Source organism: Natrialba chahannaoensis JCM 10990 (assembly GCF_000337135.1).
Lineage (GTDB): Archaea > Halobacteriota > Halobacteria > Halobacteriales > Natrialbaceae > Natrialba > Natrialba chahannaoensis.
Genome location: NZ_AOIN01000023.1, coordinates 86,352 through 101,262 on the forward strand (window position 1 = coordinate 86,352; position 14,911 = coordinate 101,262).

Consider the following 14,911-nt stretch of genomic DNA (forward strand, 5'->3'; position numbering starts at 1 on the left):
CAAAGGCCCGCTGGTTGGGTTCAGAAGCTTTCTGAGGATTTCGTTACGAGTATCGGAGTCGTTTCAGAGTGAATTTACCCGCTGATTAGTCAGTACACAAAAGCTATGGGTCGTAGCTGTGAAGCCGATATATGGTTTCCCGCGATACAATTGTTCACATCGCCTCCGTTACGATCGGCCTCTTCGTCCTGGCACTGGTCGAATACACCGGTATCGGTCCCGAAACAGGACCAGCGCCAGTCGCAGTATTCCTCCTCTTTTATGGACTCGTCCTCGGCGGGGCACACTTCTACCTCGCACTTCGGGGAGACGACGGGATGATCCCTGTTGAGTCGCGGTGGCGATACGTCGCAACGCTCGTTGTCCTCCTCGCCGCCGGAGCGGCGATCTTCTATGGAGGCGGTCGCGCTATCGCAACGATCCCACTCGACTCCCTAGGCTACATCGTGCTTGTCGTCACGTTGGTCGCCTACCTGCTCACCGAATCTATGTCGGGGTACCGCGCCTCACGACAGGGATAATCAGCTGCATCTCCAGTTCCAGCCCATGTTGGTCGTGCCTACCGGAGCCGCGGCGCGACTTCCTCGCCGAGCCGGTGGACACACTCGACCATGTCGTCTGTTCCGACACCCGGGTGCGCCGTCCGGAAGATGAAATGGATGTCGTCGCCGAGCGCGTCACGGTAGGACTCGAGTTCCTCGGTCACCTGTTCGGGGGTGCCGAAGATGGCCTGCTCTTTCAGTTCCTGTTTTCGCTCGTCGTCGAGTTCCTCGACGGCTTCTCCCGAGAAAATTTCCTCGTACCGACGCTGGATGTAGAAGTAGCCATCGCGCATGGTCTCCCAGGCCCCTTCGCGGGAGTCGCCGACCCAGCCGTGCTGGAGGACGTAGATCGTGAACTCGCCGTCGATGCCTTCTTCCTCGCGAACTCGGCGGATATCCTCGACACGCTTTCGCACGCCCTCGACGGACAGCGAGGAGGGCGCACACCAGCCCTCCGCAGTGCGAGCGGCGCGCCGCACGGCCGGCTTGGCCGCCCCGCCGAGCATGATCGGGACAGATTCGCCGGTCGGCTTCGGCGTAATCGAGACGTCGGCTGGGATGTCGTGGAACTGGGACTCGTACTCGAGTTCCCCCTCGCTCCAGGCTCCGTCGAGAAACGAAACGAGGTCGGCGAGGCGCTCCGCGCGCTCTTCTCGAGGGACGCCGAAGACATCGAACTCGTTAGGGTTCGAGCCGATTGCGAGGCCGAGCGTGAGTCGGCCGTCGGAGAGCAGGTCGACCGTTGCGGCGTCCTCTGCGAGGTGGATCGGGTCGTACAGCGGCCCGAGTGCGACACAGCTACCGATTTCGATTTCCTCGGTGTCGGCGGCCATCGCGCCGAGTGTCGGCATCGTTCCGGAGAGGTAGCCGTCCTCGGCGAAGTGGTGTTCGGAGACCCACGCGCTGTCGAGTCCGGCGGCTTCGGCTTCGCGTGTGACCGTCCGGAGTTCGTCGTACAGCGCGGCCATCTCGCGGTCGTCGTCCGGTCGCCGCTGGCCGGTGAAGAGGCCGGTACCGAGTTTCATACGCCAACGTGTACGCGAACTAACTTAACCGTTGATGCGAACTGCAACGATGTGATCCGTGTCGCCGGGAGTTGGTTGCACGCAACGCGAGAGAGAGGACCCCGTCAAGTGAGCTTTCCGCGGGTCAAAACAACGGTTGGGAACGTCGGAAGTCGGAAATGTCAGAGGGGGTAGGGTTACTGGACGTCGATTTCGCCGCGCATCGTCTCTTCGTGCGGCCGGCACACGTACTCGGCCATCTCGTCAGTTACCTCGTCGATCTCGAGCGTTTCGGTTTCTCCTTCCTCCGAGTTCGTGTCGGTTTCGTACTCGTCGACGACCTCGTCGTCTTCGTCGACGATTTCGATATTGTGTTCGGCCCCGTCCATGTTTTCGAAGGTAATCTCGTAGCTATCACCCTCGGTGAGAATCAAGGTTGGATTCTCGTCGTCGGCGATCTCCTCGGGTTCGACGCCGACCCAGCCTTCGGTCAGTCCGTCGAACATGATCTCCGTCTCTGCTTCGATTGGGTCATCGTCCTGTGCGCTCACACTGGTTCCAAGGAACCCAATAGCGAGCGTTCCACCGGTCAGTTGCAAAACTCTCCGCCGTGTACTCTCTCGGATCATCACCGTTCTCTGGCCATCCGTAAGTACTTAAATAATTCATCAGAGCTACTGTACTGACCAAACTCCTTGAAATGCACCGATCAGTGGTCGATCACCGTAATCTCCTCAACCGGCCACTGACTCAGAACCTCGACGCCGTTCTCGCGAACGACGATCATCTCCTCGACGCGGACACCCTGTCTGTCCGCGGGCTGCATCGTCTCGACAGCCATCGTCATCCCTTCCTCGATCTCGATTGGGTGATCCGGTGAGAGTCCGCGCCAAATCAATGGCACTTCGTAGAGTTGCAGCCCGAGGCCGTGCGCCCAGTGATTCGTCGTCATCTCCCAGAACTCATTGGCGTCGTACCAGTCCATATGCTCGCCCTCCTCGTCCGGGAACGCCTGGCAGATCTCGTCGGTCATCGCGCCGGGCTCGATGCGCTCGAGTACGTTGTACAGATCGTCCCGTGCTTTTTCGTAGGCATCCTGCTGTGCCTGCGTCGGCTGGCCAATCGAGAAGGTCCGGTAGTAACACGAACGGTAGCCGAGGTAGCCGATGTTGTAGAAGTCGGCGTAGACGAGGTCGCCCGGTCGGATCGCCCGGTCGGTGGTGTTCGCCTGGTGTTTGGGCCACGTGTTCGGTCCCGACGTGACGTAGCCGCCGCCGACAAACGCGCCGTGACGCCAGAGTTCGCGCACGGCTTCACCCCAGACCTCTGTCTCGCGCATTCCCGGTTTCGCGGTATCCTTGATTGTCTGGAAGCCTGCTTCACAGATCGCGGCGACCATCCGCAGACACTCGATCTCGTCTTCGGTTTTGATCTTCCGGGCGTCTTCCATCACCGCCTGTGTGGTTCCGATGTCGACATCGACGCCGCGATCCTCGAACGCCGAAACGAGGCTTCGATTACCGATGTCGATTCCAAGGGTCTCGTCGGCAACGCCGTACTCTTCCATCGCATTGTGAACAGTTTCGGCCATCTTCGATCGCAAGAACTCACGGGCCGATGCGCTGCCGGACGCCCGCGGGACGTTGCCGAGTCCTGGACAGGCGTAGCGGATGTCGTGGAGCCACGGACAGTTGAACCGCTGGTTGCTCGCGTGATCTGCGGTATCCCAGTGGACGATGTCACCGTTTTCAGTGAGCAGCGTGTAGTGGTCTGCACCGCTGCCGCCGGTCATCGCCAGTCCGGTGACGTACCTGATATTCGGATCTGAGACGAGGAGCATGGCTCCGAGGTCGGTCTCCTGAAGGCGCTCGAGTGCCTTCTCCTTGCGCTCTTTGCGGAGACGCTGGGTGTCGATGCGCTGTTCCCAGTCGACGGCCTGCGTTCCTCGAGTACCCTCCATAAACTGCCGATTGTCAAACGACATGAATAGGTAGCGCATTCACGCTAAGCGACATAAATCCCGGCGCTGATCTGATTTTTTCATCGTGTGTTGGAGACCGAACGCCAAAGTCACGTCGGCAACCGGCCCGCCCGATCGAGAACGGTGAGAACAACAACCAGGACACCCAGCAAGAGCGCGCCGCCGGTGAACACCTCGTCGTAGGTGTAGCCCTGTTCGACGAGCGTCCCGACGGCCGAGGAGCCAAGCGCCTGCGTCGCCATCCAAAGTGAACTAAACACGGCGTAGGCGCTCCCACGCGTCGAATCCGGGAGGGTGTCGAGCATGAACGTATCCACGGCGGGAAACAGCGAATGGATGACGAAACCGACGATCACGGAGATGACGATCAACCCGAGTAGGCTCTCGACCATCGTCAGGACGATCACACTCACGGCGAAGACGCCGACGATGCCGAGCAGGTACGGAACCTTGGGAAGTCTGTCGGCGAAGTCACCGCCGAAGTAGAAGGCGGGGACACCGGTAGCGAAGACGATCGTGAGCATCAGCCCGGCTGCACGATCCGAGAGACCCTTCGACTGTATCATATACAGTTCGTAGAAGTTGAACAGGCCTTGCCAGACGAACACCGCGAAGCCGACGATGGCGAGCGCAGTGGCGATGAGCCGCCACTCTGAGAGCGCGCCGGCGACGAAGTTGCGATCCGCCTGTCCCGCACTCGGCATCTCGGTCGCACGGGCAACGAGCCACGTGTAAATCGTGATGACGGCAGCACCGACGGCAATCGCCCACAGCGAGAGTCGCCAGTCGACGAACAGCGAGAGCGCAACAAACGGCGCGGCAACGACAGCCGCAATCTGGCTCGCAGCCCCATGGATACCCATCACGCGTCCGATTCGCTCCGGATAGAGCTCGCTCAGGAGTGGATTCGCCGAGACAAAGTAGACACCCGAGGCGATGCCCATGAAGAACGCGCCGACCATCAGGTGCTCGACGGTCGTCGCCATCGCAGCAATTGCAGAAGAGATCGCGAGAATAGAACCGGAGCTGATCACAACGTGGTGTCGTGGAACCTTCGTGAGAATCCAGCCGGTGGGCAATCGCGGGGCTGCACTCCCGATCCAGGCAAGCGTGACAATGAGCCCAGCAGTCGCCTCACCGATCCCGAACTCATCGATGAAGACCCCCAGAAGCGGCGCAAAGACGATTCTTGCGAGGTTAACGAAGAAGACGAGAACGCACAGCGAGGTGAAGACACGAGCCCGGGCCATAGACAGTATTCCAAACAACCAATCTCAAGGCTTCCGGAACAGTTCTCGTTTGCCTACACCAAGGTCTCACATATGCTGCTCATGTCTTCCAGTAGCCAAAGCGGGTCTCGAACCGAACGGCAAGGGTCGACTGTGAACTGAAGCCGATGTCGGTTTGTTCGACTTTGGACGCGGTCGATTTGCCGTATTGTCGTAATAGCTACCGATATACCCACTGATTGCACAGGTCCCGTGCGGTCAGGTGCATCGACGTACAGTGGCTACGATACTAACCGATCGCGTTCTCCACCGCTACTCGAGCTACCGTCGCTCGTGCTCCGGAGATCGTTCCGTTTCGGACGGCGAAACGGTATCCTCGTCGGCCCCAGTGCTAGTCTTGCCATCATCACCCGAGAGTTCGCGCTCGACCGCACGTTCCAACTCCGCTTCTGAGAGATCTCCATCAACGTACTGCTCACGAATCGTCGCTACCGAATCGTTCTCGTCGTCTGTCGATTCCCTCAACAACGAGTCACCGAACAACAGCAAAAGCGGGACTACCGCGACAACGAAAACGATCGAAATGGCCGCAGCAACGGTAATGAAGCCAAAGAGACCGAGTAACGAGATTGCTACGAGAAACGGAATCGACACGAGGAGGACTAAATCACCTACGTCCGCGACAGCGCTGCTTGAAGCGAGTCGTGGGAGCGCCATGGTTCCTCAAAGGCGAGTACGCTGTCACCGTATATAAGTTCCTGGCGAGGCAGTCCGGTCAACACTAATCTACTGTCCAATTCATCCGTTTACTGAGAGGTGCTGTGAGGAATACGCCCCCCTACAACTGTGCTTCTACAACGGTACTGCTGGCACCGCGCTAGCCGGTAGCACCAACACCGGAGCACAGATGACCACATCCGCAATTACCAAATTGCGAACACCCGGAACAGAACCGAGCAGGAGCGATCAGAAGCAATCAGAACCGAGCTGTACTGAACCGCTCACTCGTGCAATCCGCCAACCGACTCGTAGAACGACGACGACAACGTTGCCGCCATATCCTCCTCGCGATCGATCCGGACGTCAATCACGTGTGGCACGTCCGCCGTCTTGGCGGACTCGAGTACCCTCGCCAACTCACCGGGTTCAGTCACGCGCTTGCCGACCGCGCCGAATGCCTCGGCAATGCCGACAAAGTCGGTGTCGTGGAACTCGACGCCGGCGATGTCGCCGTCTGCGTGTTGCATCTGGCGGACCATCCCGAGGCTGGTATCGTTCAAAATGACGAACGTCGGTGCGACGCCGTACTCGACGGCGGTTTCGACGCTGTTCATCGTCATCGAGAAGCCGCCGTCGCCGGCGACGGCGATGACGTCTGTTTCGTCGTCGGTCGCGAGCGCCGCGGAGACGGCAGCCGGGTTCGCCCAGCCCATGCCGCCAACGCCGCCGCTTCCGAAGTAGGTTCGGACGGCGGGGGTCTGGAGGTAGTACAACAGCCAGAAGCGATTGTTCCCCGAGTCGGCGGTGACGATGGTGTCCTCGTCGACGGCGGATTGAATCGCTTTCGCGGCGCGCTGGGGCTTGATCGGTATCGAATCGTCCGTACACTCGGGTGCGTCGAACCACTCGCGAGCCTCGGCGGCGCGCTCGATCGCCCACCCGTTCGACGAGCCTTCCGCACCTGCCTCGGCGAGCACCGCGAGAGTCTCGGCGGCGTCGCCGATCAGGCCGACATCCGCGGGATAGACCCAACCAGCGTTCCGCGTGTCGATATCGGCGTGAACGATCGTCTGCTCGTCGGGGCGGATGAATTCGGGAGCCTGCCAGTTGGTATCCATCGGATTCAGCCGGCAGCCGACGACCAACAACGTGTCGGCCTCGCTGACGACGCGGTTCGCGCCCTCATGACCGAAGGAACCGATAACGCCCGCAGCGCGTTCGTCGGTTTCGGGGTACGTCGACTTGCCGAGGTAGGACGTGACGACCGCACAGTCGTACGTCTCGGCGACCGCCGCGAGTTCGTCGTAGGCCTGCGCGGCATGGACACCGTTGCCCGCAACGATCACCGGTCGGTCGGCGGACTCGAGTACCGCCACCGCCGACGCAACGTCGGACGCGGTCGGCGCGGCGTCCCACGTCCGCGCCTGTGCCGATGCGTCCCAGAACGGCGGCGTCTGATCGGTCGGCACATCGGCGGTGATCGCGTTGCCGTCGAGGATAACTGCTGTCGGGCCGGGCCGGCCAGCGACTGCGTGCTTGAACGCCAGTTGCGTCGAGCGGACCGTTTCGACCGGTGTCCGCGGGAACCACCACTCCTTGCTCACACCGTCGAGGATATCCGGGAGGCTGAAGCCCCCGTAGTCACCCCGGGCCTGCTGGTACGGCGCGAGTGTCGAGTACTCGCCGCGCTCGGAGGCTTCGGTGAGGACGACCATCGGCGAGGAGGCGAGTCGGGCCTCCATCTGACCGATCATCCCGATACTGCCGATCCACGGCCCTTGTCCGGTGAGGACGCCGGGTGTGCCTGTTAGCCGGCCGTACATCTCGGCCATCACGCTCGCCTCGCGCTCGTCTCGCGGCCGGACGAGGTCGATATCGGCGTCGGGAACCGCCTCGAACAGTTCGATCACGCGGCCGCCGGGATAGCCGAAGACGTACTCGACGCCGAGCTCCTCGAGCGTCTCGACGAGTGTGGCTGCTGTGGACATCATCTAGAACGGTTGTCCATTCCACCGCTCTTTGTTCTACCGGTGTGTCATATGTTATCATAGTATCGAGTGGTGGTCCGACTAGCTGGCACCACACCAGGTTTCCGGTGAATGTACCGGATAGAAGACGTTACTACCGCCAGAACACGGGAAGCGAAGCGTCACTGCGTCGGCACGCCGCCACCGTGACCCGACCCCCGCGATTCCGTCTCACTGTCGGCCACTGGAACCGCAGACACCCGTCGGAACACCGCTTCTGGGTCGCGGTTCCAGTGCCAGTGCCATCGCGTTTTGACGAGACACCGCAGTTTGCGAACCGTTGACAGCGACGGGGCCGACGTGAGTACGTCGTACTCCTGTCCACGGATAATCGCGTGATGTTCCGCGTAGAGGACTGCAGCGAGTAACACCGGTAACTGACAGTCATCGGGAAGATACTGAATGCCGGTAACTCCCGCTCGGTATCGCTCCTCTGCACGCTGAAGTTCGTCTCGCATCACCGATTCGAACGAATGGCTGTGTTCGAGACGCTGGATCTGTGCCTCAGAAACGCCGTGCTTCTCGAGTGTCCGCTGTGGTAGATAGATCCGATCGCGTTCGACGATATCCTCACGCACATCGCGTAGAAAGTTCGTCAACTGGAACGCCTCGCCGAGCGCGATGGCATGCGGTAGTGCGGCGTCCTCTAGTTCGGACTCCATGTCCATGACCGCAGTCATCATCACGCCGACTGCTGCCGCCGAGCCGCGCATGTACGACTCGAGTTCCGCGTACGTTTCGTACCGACTCGTCGTGATATCCGAAGCCATCGCGTCGATGAAGACATTGACCTCCTCGTCTGCGATAGCAGCTGCCTCTTTCAGGTCAGCAAACGCAGTGAGAACAGGATCATCGGCGTTGGCTTCGCCAAGCGCCTGAGCGCGGAGGGACTCGAGTTCGGCGCGTTGCTCGGCCGGCGGCATACCGGCGGCGTCGTCGACGACTTCGTCTGCGATGCGGAAGAATCCGTAGAGGACATGCGTGGCGTGACGAACGCGTGCGGGGAGAAACCTAGTCGCGAGGTAGAACGTCTTCCCGGTTCGCTTCTGGATCGCCTTCGCCTTGTCCGAGTCGATGTGTCCCTGGTGCAGGTGCATTCTCTCTCCGCTGACGCAACGGGGGGTCGTCAGGTGACAGGTCTAGCCGAGAGGCAGCTAAAACAGCTGACCCACACTAGTATGGTTCTGGCTCTACCTCTGCTCCCATTGCCGTTACCCTCACTCGCCCTCGAACAGTTCGTCGAGAAGTTTCTGCTGAGCCAGTCGCAGGTGCTGGTGGTAGGTCGACCGCGAGATGTCCATCGACTCGGCGAGTTCCTCACCGGAAATGCTGCGAGGCCACTCGAAGTACTCCGCATAGTAGGCCTTTCGCAGAGCCATCCGTTGGCGATCAGTGAGTGACGACTCGAGTGTCGACATGAGATCCTGTGCCGTCTGGGTCGGTCGCTCGAGTTCCTGATAGCTGATCAGTTCGACCTGTTCAAACTGGTCGCCGAGGTAGTCGTACATCGACCGTCCCGACTGCGCATTAGGCAGTTCGAGCGCCATGTCGGCGACGCCGCTGTTCGTCTCGAGGTGACGAATCACCGCCCCATGCTCGGCGAGCGTCGACACGAAGCCGCCGTTGCTGTCAAGAGTCAACTCGAGTAGCGTTCCGTCGTCGGTCGTCGAGAGCACTGTCGCGTCAGTGATCCCGTCACTGTCGGCTGCTGTCACGGCGACGTCTTCGGGCCGGTCGACGTGGACAAACGCGAGCGGCATTCCGTCACCGTCGTAGGCAATCCCGCGGAAGGTAACTGCCGCCGCGAGATCCGCAGCCAGCGCGGTGACGAACAGCGAGGGATCCTCGATGGCCAACTCGAGTTCGACGATAGCCTCGGTCGTCAGCATCCGGCGCGTCTCGAGTGCGTTGATCGCGGTCGCAATCGTTCCGGCGAGCGACTCGAGGATGAGCACGTCGCGGTCTGCGAACGCGTTCGCCTCTGCGGCGAAGACAACGAGCACACCGTAGGTGACCTCTCCGTAGGCGATTGGCACCGCCGCGACAGCGTCGATGTACTCCCCCGCTGCGATCGGCCACCACTGTTCGGCCGCCTCGAAGGAGTCGAGATTGCTGACGGCGCGAGAGTCACCCGTCTCGAGCGCAGCGACTGCCGGATGGCTCTCGTCCTGGCCGAGTGTGAGCTGGTCGGTTTCGAGTGGGACCTCGTCTCTGCTGGCCCACTCGCTGGGCGTGATCTTGCGGTTCGTTACGTCGACGCGGCCAATCCAGGCGAGTTCGTAGGACGATTCCGCCGCGAGTCGCCTGCAAACGCGTCGTTCGATCTCGGTGCGAGTGCCTGCGGTGACGGCTGCGTCGGTGACATCTCTGATCAGCCCGTCGACTCGTTCAAGAACGTCCTCGAGTGCCTGCCGTTCGGCGCGAACGCGGGCTGCCGACTCCTCGGCGTCGATTTCGGCCAGTTTCCGGTCAGTGATATCGAGGTGAACGACGACGACGTGACGTTCGCCGTTGACACTGAACTGCCGTGCCCACATCGAGAACCATCGCTTTTCTGTGGGGGAGTGACACGGGTATTCCATGGAGAACGTCTGTTGCTTGTCCGCAAGCAGACGTTCGAGTCCGTCGACTGCGCGCGCTGCGTGTTCGTCATCAGCGGTCGACGCAGCGGCGAGATAGTCGACGCCGACGTGATCCGCCGGCTGCTCGTCTGGGCCGAACGTTTGCCACTTCTCGTTCGTCAACAGAATTTCGCCGTCGCTCCCAAGAACAGCGACCGTAACCGGCAACGTCTCGAGTGTTGCTGGAGCCAGTTCGTCCCTGGTTGACATTGGTGACAGCTAGGGAGGGCGCTCCCTTAACGAGCGCGAAAGCTCGGGTTCGTAACTACAGTTTGTTTCCGACGGAAACGGGTTGTGTGCTGGCTCGTCGGTTGCTCAGGACGTGAGTTCGATCGCAATCCCGTCGTCCATTTCGATAGCGATGCTGATCGTGTCGAGGCGCTGTGTGTACTCGCTGACGTGCTGACCCGACCGACGAATTCGAAGCTGTTCCTCGAGAACGGTCGCATCAGTGAGGAGGTCGAGCTTTCGGTAGGTCGTCGACAGTGGAACGTCACAGCGGTCAGATACTTCACTCGCCGAGAGGTAGTCGTCGGTATCGCTGATCGTTTCGAGGATCGTTCGGCAGTCGGCGTCGGTAAGGATCGAGAGGAGTTTGTCGGCATTGTCGTCGCTGTCAAAGGTGCCATTGTTATGTCCGTCGGATGTGGTTCGGTGCGATGTCGCCTGCATCGAGTGACTCATACGACTGTGTAGCCGCGGAGGACCAACCAGTGTGAACCACAGATATGGTGGGACCTTTATAAGCAGTGCCGGGAAATCAGCAAAGCGCGACTGATCGAGGAGAACGGGACCGAGTGGACAGCTACCGAAAGAGAAGCATGCAAACAGTACCCAACACTACGGGCCGGGTTCGGCTCCCACTGCAACTACTCGTCACAGCCAGGATCGAATGCGCTCTGCGTGACCGGTGCCCCACAGATAACGCACCCATTTTCGACGAGTGCCTCCCGCATGGAAGCGTTGACTGTAATGGACTGGGAACACTCCGGACAGACGAAGGTGTAGTCCTCACAGGTGCTCATTGGTAGTTGCTGAGACGCCGTGTGCTAATAAGTACCCGTCTCTTGTGCTGATCACTGAGAAGCCTCCCGGTCGGTGGGAGTGAACCGCACGTTCAAGATACCGGAGGATAAACCACTGCCAACACGCATGTCGTCTGGAATCCGTGCGACCGTGTCGTTCGAGACGCCGGTCGGATGCCCAATTGCAGCCTTCTCGAGACGCACGGAGACGACGATCGATCAACTCTCGACGACCGTCACACAACCGTCACACGACCAGAGCACCACCGAATTTCTAGCAAAAACCAACGTGTCGGTTGCCTCGCTCGTCGATGAACACCACGAGTCCAAACGAAGCGAACACCACGAATCCGAACCGCGTAGACACCACGATACAGGCGAAGGCGACAACGGCAGAAACGCCGAAGACGGAGTTCCCACGCAGCAACCACAGTCAGACACCGCAGCAGCGAACGATCCACTGGCTACCGAATCGGTGTTCGGCCCAGTGTTCTCCTACGGTGAGACGAACCTCTACCGCTGGGTTCGCGACGAGGATCGGGAAAACCCGTGTCCGTGCGTGTGTCTCGGCTCGTTCGGCTGTCCAGTCCACCGCTACACCGTCGATGCGGGCACCGTGACGCTCGTCTTCCACGCAACCGATTTCGAGCAACTACAGGCGATCATGAACGACTTCCGAGACCGGTTTCCGAACGTCAACGTCAAGCGTCTGCTCCAGCCCCCACTCGAGGGAACCCCGGAGGAACGAGTCTTCGTTAACCGTGGCAAACTCACGGATCGACAGCAGGAGGTACTCGAGACGGCCTACCAGATGGGGTACTTCGAGCGGCCAAAGGGTGCGAACGCGACGGAAGTAGCGGCCGAACTCGACATTACACAGTCGACGTTCACCGAACACCTGGGTGCCGCCCAGCGCAAGATTTTCGCGGACGTGCTTGGTCAGTGAGGTGCTGTGGTGGGTGGTGGGTGGTGGTAGTGATGATTTTGGTGGGTGTGGTGGTGTCTCGTCGACCTCTGCAACACACCAAATCAACGACCGGGAACGGAACTGGTTTACTGTCGCACACACATTTCACACCGTACGACTATGGCACTCGCCGAGGAAACCGAAATGACGGAGGCAGAGATCGATGCCTTTCTCAGCCGTCACGAAACAGGTGTGCTCGCGCTCGCTGATTCGGGAACACCGTACGCGGTTCCGATTTCGTACGGCTACGACGCCGAGAGCGCAACGTTCTATATGCGCCTCGTCTCGACGCCCGAGAGCGAAAAGCGACAGTTCCTCGAGTCGTCGCCACGCGTCCGCCTCGTCGTCTACGAGGAAGCTGATGAGGGACGCACGTATCGGAGCGTCGTCGCCGTCGGAACGATCGATGAGATCGATCCGGAGGATCTCACGGCGGCACATATCGAACAGTACGGCGAGGCAAAGCGACCGCTGTTCGAAATCTGGGGCCAATCGAAGGCAGACCTCAACATTCAGCTCTACGAGTTCGAGCCGACGAATCTGAGCGGCCGACGGACCGAAATTGAACGCGACGATTAGTGATCAGGCGGCGGAGTATCTGCAACGCGACGCAGACACGCTGTAGTCGCCCTGATGCCACAGATTGGACACCCGTGTCTCACGATCGCTGCTGCGACCGAGTCGTCGACCTCGATCTGGTGTTGACACGCATCGCAGGTGAACACGAACTCTGGTTGTGCTGACGTGTGGTGCTCTCGGTGTGAGATCGACTCGGGTCGTACCGACGCTTCGTTTTCGGACATCAGTTGTCCCCTACTGGAGTACACTGGTCCGTTCACTACGAACTAGCAGCCACTATATGATGGACCTTCATGACACGGTCGGCAGCCAACCGATAGTACCAACTGGACAAATAGACCGTTACTGGTCGAACCCCTGGTCAATTCTCAGCGTGCGCACGAACGAATATGAAATGTGAACTGTGAAAGTGAATATGATCGGGATAGCCACTACCCATCACGAAAACGTCACTGTCTCTATGACCGCCACCGACAGTGAGCGCGTGCTCGGCGTCCGGGAAATCGACGGCGAACCGTTCGGTGACATCATGGCCGCACTCGAGTCCCTCGAGCGCTCGGAGCCGCTGTTGTTGCTCAATAGTTTCGAACCCGAGTCGTTGTATGGGGTACTCGAGCAACGGGGGTTCACGTACGAGACAACACAGACCAGTGAGCGGCGAGAGATTCGGATCGAACACACAGACGGATAGTTAGCCCCATCGCCGAGAGAAGCAGGAGAAATCCAAGCGCGATTACGCAGTGGCGCGCGGTGATGTCCCACGGTCGGACGCGATCGAGTGTCAGCCCCAGATTGCCGACGAACAGCCACAGGCCTGTAAGCATGAGTCCGCCGCCGAGTGGCAGCCACTCAAACAGGTCAACCAACAGCACTGCGCCGAAGAGCGCCACACCACCGACCTTCTGGAGAATCGAGATCCAACAGGGAAGGTTACGACGGCGGCGACGGTGCCGTTTCGGGATCGTCCCACGGCAACTCGCCGTCGTACCCTTCGGGCACGTACGGGCAGAGCGGATCACTCGTCAGCGGATCACCAGAATGGGCGTACGCACGCGAGCGACTCCCACCACAGACAGCCCGATAGGGACACGCACCGCACTTGCCAGAGAGTTGATCGCGGTCTCGAAGCGAGGTGAACAGCTCCGAATCTCGGTACAGTTCTGTGAGCGCTCGGTCACGGACTGAGCCCGCCGATCGCGGCAGGAACCCCGAAGGGTACACCTCGCCGGTGTGACTGACGAACGCAAAGCCGTCACCCGCGACGATGCCGCCGCGACGCTGCAGACCGGTCGACGCGCCGACAGACGGCCCTCCGTTCCCGTCGGAACCAGTACCATCCGTGTTCTCGGCTTCGCTGCGGGACTGGACGCAGACCCGCCGGTACTGCGGTGCTTCAGTCGTCTTCACGCCAAACGGCTCCGACTCGCTTACCCCCTGGAGCCACGACATCACATCGTCCGCCTGCTTCGGTGAGATGGACTCGAGTACCCGGCCGCGGCCGACGGGGACCAGGAAGAACACGCTCCACATGACGACACCGATATCGCGGAGCAGGGATCGGATGCCCGGCAGTTCGTCGACGGTAGCCTGGCAGACGGTCGTGTTGACCTGTACAGGGACGCCGGCTGCCCGTGCGTCCTCGATGGCGCGAATCGTCGCCTCGAAGCTGCCTGATTCGCCGCGAAACGAGTCGTGGGTTTCAGCTGAGGCACCGTCGAGACTGACCGCCATGCGCCGGAGACCCGCATCGGACAGGATATCGATTCGCTGGCGGGTGAGCGACTGCGTCCCGCTCGGCGTCATCGTCATCCGGAGGCCGAGGTCGGTGCCGTGGGCGACCAGTTCGTCGACATCGTCACGAACCAGCGGGTCACCGCCGGAGAGAACGACGAGCTGGCCGTCCCCGAACTCGCGAGCGGACTCGAGTAGGGCCTTCCCCTCGGCGGTCGTCAGTTCGTCGGGGTGGCGCGCAGGCTGGGCGTCGGCGCGGCAGTGGTCACAGGCGAGCGCGCAGGCCTGCGTGAGCTCCCAGATGAGAACCAGCGGCCGACGTGTAGTGTCGAGCGCTCGATCCGTCGGAGATGGCGGCGAAGCGTGCGAAGGCGACATCGAACAGTCGGCCCGAAAACCCGGACCAGCCAAAGCATCCGAGGCTGTTCTCAGCGACCGGGAACGCCCCCGAATGTATTCGCACTGAACCATATACCCCAGCCGTT

Annotated in this window: 16 protein-coding genes; 4 read left to right on the top strand and 12 right to left on the bottom strand. The window is 60.7% G+C overall.

Annotated features, from left to right (window positions below):
- Positions 1 to 131 precede the first annotated feature (131 nt).
- Entirely contained in the window at positions 132 to 521 is a 390-nt protein-coding gene (locus C482_RS03230) for a hypothetical protein (RefSeq protein WP_006166051.1), read from the top strand.
- Between the two features lie 38 nt (positions 522 to 559).
- Here C482_RS03230 and C482_RS03235 read toward each other — a convergent pair whose 3' ends face one another.
- From C482_RS03235 to C482_RS21720, 10 genes are all read right to left on the bottom strand, one after another.
- On the bottom strand, positions 560 to 1,567 hold the full coding sequence (locus tag C482_RS03235; protein ID WP_006166052.1) for an LLM class flavin-dependent oxidoreductase: 1,008 nt from the start codon (positions 1,565 to 1,567) through the stop codon (positions 560 to 562).
- A 176-nt stretch (positions 1,568 to 1,743) separates the two neighbouring features.
- Positions 1,744 to 2,145, bottom strand: a complete 402-nt coding sequence (locus tag C482_RS03240) for a cupredoxin domain-containing protein (RefSeq protein WP_241431873.1) — start codon at positions 2,143 to 2,145, stop codon at positions 1,744 to 1,746.
- A gap of 110 nt (positions 2,146 to 2,255) precedes the next feature.
- Positions 2,256 to 3,530: a M24 family metallopeptidase gene (locus tag C482_RS03245; protein ID WP_049896434.1), complete on the bottom strand. Its 1,275-nt coding sequence runs from the start codon at positions 3,528 to 3,530 to the stop codon at positions 2,256 to 2,258.
- Positions 3,531 to 3,616: 86 nt separating this feature from the next.
- On the bottom strand, positions 3,617 to 4,777 hold the full coding sequence (locus C482_RS03250; RefSeq protein ID WP_006166055.1) for an MFS transporter: 1,161 nt from the start codon (positions 4,775 to 4,777) through the stop codon (positions 3,617 to 3,619).
- A 300-nt stretch (positions 4,778 to 5,077) separates the two neighbouring features.
- Positions 5,078 to 5,473, bottom strand: coding sequence for a hypothetical protein (locus C482_RS03255; protein WP_006166056.1), 396 nt, complete (start codon positions 5,471 to 5,473; stop codon positions 5,078 to 5,080).
- Positions 5,474 to 5,757: 284 nt separating this feature from the next.
- The gene (locus C482_RS03260) at positions 5,758 to 7,467 is read right to left on the bottom strand and encodes a thiamine pyrophosphate-binding protein (protein ID WP_006166057.1); all 1,710 of its coding nucleotides are present in this window, start codon (positions 7,465 to 7,467) and stop codon (positions 5,758 to 5,760) included.
- 158 nt (positions 7,468 to 7,625) lie between these two features.
- Entirely contained in the window at positions 7,626 to 8,594 is a 969-nt protein-coding gene (locus C482_RS03265; RefSeq protein ID WP_049896442.1) for a phytoene/squalene synthase family protein, read from the bottom strand.
- 126 nt (positions 8,595 to 8,720) lie between these two features.
- Positions 8,721 to 10,334 carry a bacterio-opsin activator domain-containing protein gene (locus tag C482_RS03270; RefSeq protein ID WP_006166059.1) on the bottom strand — a complete coding sequence of 538 codons (1,614 nt, stop codon included), beginning with the start codon at positions 10,332 to 10,334 and terminating at the stop codon, positions 8,721 to 8,723.
- Between the two features lie 105 nt (positions 10,335 to 10,439).
- Positions 10,440 to 10,808, bottom strand: a complete 369-nt coding sequence (locus C482_RS03275) for a winged helix-turn-helix domain-containing protein (RefSeq protein ID WP_006166060.1) — start codon at positions 10,806 to 10,808, stop codon at positions 10,440 to 10,442.
- A 185-nt stretch (positions 10,809 to 10,993) separates the two neighbouring features.
- Entirely contained in the window at positions 10,994 to 11,149 is a 156-nt protein-coding gene (locus C482_RS21720; protein ID WP_006166061.1) for a DUF7560 family zinc ribbon protein, read from the bottom strand.
- A 127-nt stretch (positions 11,150 to 11,276) separates the two neighbouring features.
- Here C482_RS21720 and C482_RS03280 point away from each other — a divergent pair, with 127 nt between their 5' ends.
- Positions 11,277 to 12,095, top strand: coding sequence for a helix-turn-helix domain-containing protein (locus tag C482_RS03280; RefSeq protein WP_006166062.1), 819 nt, complete (start codon positions 11,277 to 11,279; stop codon positions 12,093 to 12,095).
- 141 nt (positions 12,096 to 12,236) lie between these two features.
- Positions 12,237 to 12,695: a pyridoxamine 5'-phosphate oxidase family protein gene (locus C482_RS03285; protein WP_006166063.1), complete on the top strand. Its 459-nt coding sequence runs from the start codon at positions 12,237 to 12,239 to the stop codon at positions 12,693 to 12,695.
- Here C482_RS03285 and C482_RS22940 read toward each other — a convergent pair.
- A complete protein-coding gene (locus C482_RS22940) occupies positions 12,692 to 12,919 on the bottom strand; it encodes a DUF7560 family zinc ribbon protein (RefSeq protein ID WP_006166064.1) in 228 nt (75 codons plus the stop codon). The genes C482_RS03285 and C482_RS22940 overlap by 4 nt on opposite strands.
- Before the next feature lie 191 nt (positions 12,920 to 13,110).
- On the opposite strand from C482_RS22940, the gene C482_RS03295 reads away from it, so the two are divergent.
- Positions 13,111 to 13,386, top strand: a complete 276-nt coding sequence (locus C482_RS03295) for a DUF2249 domain-containing protein (protein ID WP_193787733.1) — start codon at positions 13,111 to 13,113, stop codon at positions 13,384 to 13,386.
- A gap of 239 nt (positions 13,387 to 13,625) precedes the next feature.
- On the opposite strand, the gene C482_RS03300 is transcribed toward C482_RS03295, so the two are convergent.
- Entirely contained in the window at positions 13,626 to 14,804 is a 1,179-nt protein-coding gene (locus C482_RS03300; RefSeq protein ID WP_006166066.1) for a TIGR04053 family radical SAM/SPASM domain-containing protein, read from the bottom strand.
- Between the last annotated feature and the right edge of the window lie 107 nt (positions 14,805 to 14,911).

Coding starts and splice junctions, on each gene's coding strand:
- C482_RS03230 (WP_006166051.1), top strand. CDS start 132: ATGGTTTCCCGCGATACAATTGTTCACATCGCCTCCGTTACGATCGGC.
- C482_RS03235 (WP_006166052.1), bottom strand. CDS start 1,567: ATGAAACTCGGTACCGGCCTCTTCACCGGCCAGCGGCGACCGGACGAC.
- C482_RS03245 (WP_049896434.1), bottom strand. CDS start 3,530: ATGTCGTTTGACAATCGGCAGTTTATGGAGGGTACTCGAGGAACGCAG.
- C482_RS03250 (WP_006166055.1), bottom strand. CDS start 4,777: ATGGCCCGGGCTCGTGTCTTCACCTCGCTGTGCGTTCTCGTCTTCTTC.
- C482_RS03255 (WP_006166056.1), bottom strand. CDS start 5,473: ATGGCGCTCCCACGACTCGCTTCAAGCAGCGCTGTCGCGGACGTAGGT.
- C482_RS03260 (WP_006166057.1), bottom strand. CDS start 7,467: ATGATGTCCACAGCAGCCACACTCGTCGAGACGCTCGAGGAGCTCGGC.
- C482_RS03270 (WP_006166059.1), bottom strand. CDS start 10,334: ATGTCAACCAGGGACGAACTGGCTCCAGCAACACTCGAGACGTTGCCG.
- C482_RS03275 (WP_006166060.1), bottom strand. CDS start 10,808: ATGAGTCACTCGATGCAGGCGACATCGCACCGAACCACATCCGACGGA.
- C482_RS21720 (WP_006166061.1), bottom strand. CDS start 11,149: ATGAGCACCTGTGAGGACTACACCTTCGTCTGTCCGGAGTGTTCCCAG.
- C482_RS03280 (WP_006166062.1), top strand. CDS start 11,277: ATGTCGTCTGGAATCCGTGCGACCGTGTCGTTCGAGACGCCGGTCGGA.
- C482_RS03285 (WP_006166063.1), top strand. CDS start 12,237: ATGGCACTCGCCGAGGAAACCGAAATGACGGAGGCAGAGATCGATGCC.
- C482_RS22940 (WP_006166064.1), bottom strand. CDS start 12,919: ATGTCCGAAAACGAAGCGTCGGTACGACCCGAGTCGATCTCACACCGA.
- C482_RS03295 (WP_193787733.1), top strand. CDS start 13,111: ATGATCGGGATAGCCACTACCCATCACGAAAACGTCACTGTCTCTATG.
- C482_RS03300 (WP_006166066.1), bottom strand. CDS start 14,804: ATGTCGCCTTCGCACGCTTCGCCGCCATCTCCGACGGATCGAGCGCTC.